This is a genomic window from Pseudomonas sp. EA_65y_Pfl1_P113 (genome assembly GCF_963970525.1).
In the GTDB taxonomy this organism is placed as follows: Bacteria; Pseudomonadota; Gammaproteobacteria; order Pseudomonadales; family Pseudomonadaceae; genus Aquipseudomonas; species Aquipseudomonas tritici.
Window position 1 is genome coordinate 1 of record NZ_CAXAQM010000102.1, and the last position, 1,068, is coordinate 1,068.

At 52.5% G+C, this 1,068-nt stretch carries 1 protein-coding gene; it reads left to right on the forward strand.

The window, feature by feature from the left end; translation table 11 throughout:
* Positions 1-870 precede the first annotated feature (870 nt).
* A partial coding sequence (locus AACY52_RS28465) for a hypothetical protein (RefSeq protein ID WP_339561090.1) occupies positions 871-1,068 on the forward strand: 198 nt, incomplete at its 3' end.

A 1,068-nucleotide genomic window follows, 5' to 3' on the forward strand; every position in this document is an offset into this window, starting at 1 on the left:
GGTAGAGGTAGACTTTTTCGACGCTGGCATTGGGACGCATCATGGTGGTGGGCTCCTGAGGGAAATCGGGAGCACAGCATCAGCCGTCAGCTATCTGCTTGAAATGTGGGGTTCGTGGAGCGGATACCAAAAAAGCGGCTCCGAATCGCCGAATGAAGGCTAAGAAACCTGATCACCTATCACTATGATGGGTGCTCCGAAGGTTACATCAGATAGCCGAGTAGCCTCAGCTAATGCCCGTAAAGGGGCAGGCAAATCGAAAAGTGTCAGTGGATTCAGTGGGCGGCATTGCAGCTCATACCCCCTCAAGGCCTGGCGTGAATCGCGATGAACGTCTGACCAGTCGTACGCGAAGAACCCACGTTTGGCAAATTCAACGAAAGCGTTTACGCCAGCCCTGGCAGTGACCCGATCTATATCGGACACCTCCGGCAATGAAAGGACAAATTCTTCGGAGTTTTCGACGGAGGGCATTGCGGAATCAGGAACCGGCCCCGGCCCCCCCGTAGTGAAGAGCGCAACCTGCCCGACGGCGTCGGTGGCGACCCATCCAACATCAAAGTCCTGGAGAACGAAGGGAGCCACCATTTGCACCTACTTTATAAAAAGGGACGAGTTGATTTCCTAACTCTACTTGCCAGCCCAGAGTGTGTAAAAGCGCGTCGGCAAACTCTTAAAGCGGGAAGAAATTCGACGAGTTCATTGCCCCAGCTTTAAACATCCGGTTCTGGCCGATTACTGCCCGCTACGACAGGCAGAAATCGGCCAATAGCTGCCTGTCGGAACCGGCTGAAATAGCCCCAGAGCGGTCATCTCCGCGTTCCAGTATTATCATGCCGATCTTCGGACTGTTTATTGGTAGGTTGATCCATGGCCAGAAGCGTTAGGCTTCAAAAAAAACTGCATACACGGCATCTGATGGAGACAGCTGAAGAGGTGGCACTTGATGACAGCCTTGTTGGAAAGCTATGGGCGCTCAATCAAGGTGAAAGATTTGAGTTGAATTCAGCTTCTCTCAGTTCTGCAGCCGTTCAAAAGTACCGCTTGGAATACGTGATAACGAGAGGC